Raw genomic sequence first — 3,603 nt, forward strand, 5'->3', positions numbered from 1 at the left:
TGGTGCTGCTGACCGAGGAGAAGGAGGCCTACGTCGACCGGCTGGCCACCCGCGCCGACCAGCGCGGACGCGGGCTCGCCCAGGCGCTGCTCGTCGACGCCTTCGCGGCGGGGCGCACGCACGGCGCCGTGCGCTCCGCGCGGTCCACCGACTCGCGCACCGGGGCGCTCGGGCTCTACGAGAAGGTCGGCATGAGCGTCACGTCAACGTGGGTCAACCGCGCGGTCGAGGTCGGCCCCTAGGTTGCGCCTCGGCTCTCCGCTCGGGCTCGGGCTCGGGCTCGGGCTCGGGGGGCAGGACGTCATACGGACAGAGGATGCGACTCCACGCACCGCATGACGTCCCGGAGCCGACCGGGTCCGGGTCGTGATCGTCACGAGGCGTGTACCAGGGCGCGCCGACTCGGCTGGATCGAAGGGTTCAGACGAGGACGGCGACGAGGTCGGCGCCGAGGGTGATCCGGTGGCCGTCGGAGAACTCGATCGTGTCGCCGTCGTGGCGCGCGATCTCGCCGGTCGCCATGACGAAGGAGAAGTCCGGGCGCCCCAGGGCCGGAGCCGGGTCGACCCAGTAGCCGACCATCGCACGCACCGGCCCGCGCGTCAGCGCATCCGTGAGCAGGGCACGCACGACGACGCCGAAGGTGCCGGCGCACCCGGTGCCGTCGTTGACCAGGACGAGGCCGGCGTTGAAGTCGGACGCGCGGTCGAAGCGGCCGACGTGCTGGGCGACGACGCCCGCGTCGGTCTCGCGGTTGACGTTGACCGAGTCGAGGACGTCGAAGACGGTCCTCGTCAGGGTGGCGCTCGGGGGGAAGCTCATGGGGTGACTCCTCAGGTCGTGCCGAAGGACCGGGTGGGGGGGACCCTCATCCAAGAGTCATGTCGGCACGCCTGTCGCCCGTCTGAGGAAAAACGGCCCGGTCGTACTAGTCCGTTCGGGCCACTCCCCCGCCGACCGGTCAACCCCGGTCGCTGCGTCGGGTGCCACAGGGAGGGGGTGATCTGTCGTTCCTCATGCGGAATCCATGCACAGGCGATCACTGCTCGTCGTACGACGACGTCAGGGCGGTGTCGCGGACGGAGCGACACCTCGCCACTGCCCGCTCCTCGTCGTACCGGCTCCTACCGGATGGGGGCGCCGGAGATCGTGCGTGCGATGACCAGCCGCTGGATCTCGGAGGTGCCCTCGAAGATCGTGTAGATCTTGGCGTCGCGGGCCATGCGCTCGACAGGGTACTCGCGAGTGAAGCCGTTGCCGCCGAGGATCTGCATGGCCTTCTCGGTCACGCGCACGGCCGTCTCGCCGGCGAAGAGCTTGGACATTGAGCCCTCGGCCTTGTCGAAACGCTTGCCCTGGCTGGCCAGCCAGGCAGCGCGCCACACCATCAGCCGGGCGGCCTCGATCTGCGTGGCCATGTCGGCCAGCGCGAAGGCGATCGCCTGGTTCTCGATGATCGGCTTGCCGAACTGCTCGCGGGTCTTGGCGTAGTCGAGCGCCACCTCGTAGGCCGCGCGCGCGATGCCGATCGCCTGGGCCCCGACAGCGGGACGGGTGCGCTCGAAGGTCGCCATCGAGGCGTTGCCGCTCGAGCTGGCGCCCTCGCGGGCCCTGGCCATGCGGGCGTCGAGCTTCTCCTTGCCGCCGAGCAGGCAGCGGCCGGGCACGCGCACGTTGTCGAGCACGACCTCGGCGGTGTGCGAGGCGCGGATGCCGTGCTTGGCGAACTTCTGTCCTTGGCTGAGCCCCTTCGTGCCCGGGGGTACGACGAAGCTCGCCTGCCCGCGCGTGCGAAGGTCGGGGTCGACGACGGCGGTCACGACGTGCACGTCGGCCAGGCCGCCGTTGGTGGCCCAGGTCTTGGTGCCGTTGATGATCCACTCGTCGGTCGCCTCGTCGTAGCGGGCGCGCGTGCGCATGGCGCCGACGTCGCTGCCGGCGTCGGGCTCGGAGGAGCAGAAGGAGCCGAGCTTGAGGTCGCCGGGCTCGCCGAACATCTGCGGCACCCACTCACCGACCTGCTCGGGCGTGCCGTTGGAGGAGACGCCGGCCGCGGCGAGCGCCGTGCCGACGATGGCCAGGCCGATGCCCGCGTCGCCCCAGAAGAGCTCCTCCATCGCGACCGGGATGCCCAGGCCGGTGGTGTCGAAGCTCTGCGTGGCGAAGAAGTCGAGGGAGTAGATGCCGACCTTGGCGGCCTCCTCGAGCACCGGCCAGGGGAACTCCTCGCGCTCGTCCCATTCGTGGGCCGCCGGTCGGATCACCTCCGCGGCGAACTCGTGGAGCCAGGACTTCAGCTCGAGGTGGTCGGGGCCGAGCTCGAAGGAGGGAGTCGTCACGTACTGGAGGGTAACCACTGGCGGAAGGCCCTGTGCGGTGATCCCGGGGACTGTCGGTGGCGACGGCTTGACTCGTCTCAGGACCGACCTGACGCTGACCGACCTGCCACCCGTCGTCGCTGCTTACGTCGCGACCGACGCCGGCGCCGACCTCGACGCCTTCGTCGCGCCCTTCGCCGAGTCGGCGGCACACGGCAACGACCTGCCCGGCAGGTGCCGGACAGGTCGTTGGTGACGCTGGGTCGAGGCTCAGCGCTCGGCTGAGGTGTCCTCCTCGTCGGAGCCGTCGGTGGCCGCGCCGTCGGCGAGGATCCCGTAGAGCTTGCGGCGGGTGTCGACCAGCACCTCGATGGCGGCCGTGCGCTGCTGCTCGGAGCCGGAGGTGACGATCTGCCACACGGCACCCATCAGCTGGCCGATCTCGGGCTTCAGGTCACCCGGACCGCTCTCCTCAGCCGCCTTCTCGCGGCGCTCGAACGGCGCCCACACCCCGGCGAGCTCGTCGGTGTGCTCGGCGACGTACGTCGCTCCCTCGGCCGTGAGCCGCAGGGCGCGGCGACCGCGCCCCTCGTCGGTCTCGACGAGGCCCTCGTCCTCGAGCTGCTGGATGGTCGGGTAGACCGACCCGGGGCTCGGACGCCAGGCGTCCTTGCTCTTCTCGGCGATCTGTTGGATCACCTGGTAGCCGTTGACCGGCTCCTCCTTGAGCGCCGCCTCGCGGAGCACGTCGAGGATCGCGGAGCGGACGTCGCCGCGCCGGACCCGGGGGCCGCGACGCTCGTCGGGACGACCCATGCCGAAGAGGCCGGCCATCCACGGCGGCGGACCGCCGTGGCCGGGGCGACCCCAGCCGGTCATGTCCCAGCCGTTGCCGCCGCTGCGTCCGCCGCGGTGCTGCTGCCAGGGGTTCTCGGGCCCTCGGGCCCACTGCTTGTTGCGTCCTGGGTGTCCCATCTCGGGACCTCCTTCGTGTCTGTGTCTTGTTCTGGGCTATCGCGGTCGGCCTGGCTGTCCGGATGACTGTCGGCGACTGCTCGCGATATATCGTGAGCGTACGCCGACAATCGGTCGCGGGCAAGGGGGGTCGGTCGGGTCGTCGGGTCGTGTGCCGGAGGCAGCGTTGGAGCGCTGTGTGAAGGCTCAGGACATCGCGGACACATTAAGTCTCAAGACATCGCGGACACCTGATCGGCTGTGTGGCCCTGGTTGGACGAGCCTGGGGCATGGCCAAGGATGGAGTGCCGGTGTCTCCGGAGTTCGCAGC

5 protein-coding genes are annotated in these 3,603 nt (G+C 70.6%); 2 read left to right on the forward strand and 3 right to left on the reverse strand.

Annotated elements, in window-relative coordinates:
* A partial coding sequence (locus RMN98_RS18180; protein ID WP_309650228.1) for a GNAT family N-acetyltransferase occupies positions 1–242 on the forward strand: 242 nt, incomplete at its 5' end.
* Positions 243–420: 178 nt separating this feature from the next.
* On the opposite strand, the gene RMN98_RS18185 is transcribed toward RMN98_RS18180, so the two are convergent.
* Positions 421–822, reverse strand: coding sequence for a hypothetical protein (locus RMN98_RS18185; protein WP_309650229.1), 402 nt, complete (start codon positions 820–822; stop codon positions 421–423).
* Positions 823–1,124: 302 nt separating this feature from the next.
* Positions 1,125–2,339 (reverse strand): acyl-CoA dehydrogenase family protein, encoded by a 1,215-nt coding sequence (locus tag RMN98_RS18190; RefSeq protein ID WP_309650230.1) that lies wholly within the window; start codon positions 2,337–2,339, stop codon positions 1,125–1,127.
* Between the two features lie 67 nt (positions 2,340–2,406).
* Between RMN98_RS18190 and RMN98_RS18195 the strand changes: the two genes are divergently transcribed.
* A complete protein-coding gene (locus RMN98_RS18195; protein ID WP_309650231.1) occupies positions 2,407–2,574 on the forward strand; it encodes a hypothetical protein in 168 nt (55 codons plus the stop codon).
* Positions 2,575–2,588: 14 nt separating this feature from the next.
* Here the strand turns inward: RMN98_RS18195 and RMN98_RS18200 are convergent, their stop codons facing one another.
* The gene (locus tag RMN98_RS18200) at positions 2,589–3,293 is read right to left on the reverse strand and encodes a PadR family transcriptional regulator (RefSeq protein ID WP_309650232.1); all 705 of its coding nucleotides are present in this window, start codon (positions 3,291–3,293) and stop codon (positions 2,589–2,591) included.
* Positions 3,294–3,603: the final 310 nt, after the last annotated feature.

This window comes from Nocardioides sp. (assembly GCF_031397825.1).
Lineage (GTDB): Bacteria > Actinomycetota > Actinomycetes > Propionibacteriales > Nocardioidaceae > Nocardioides.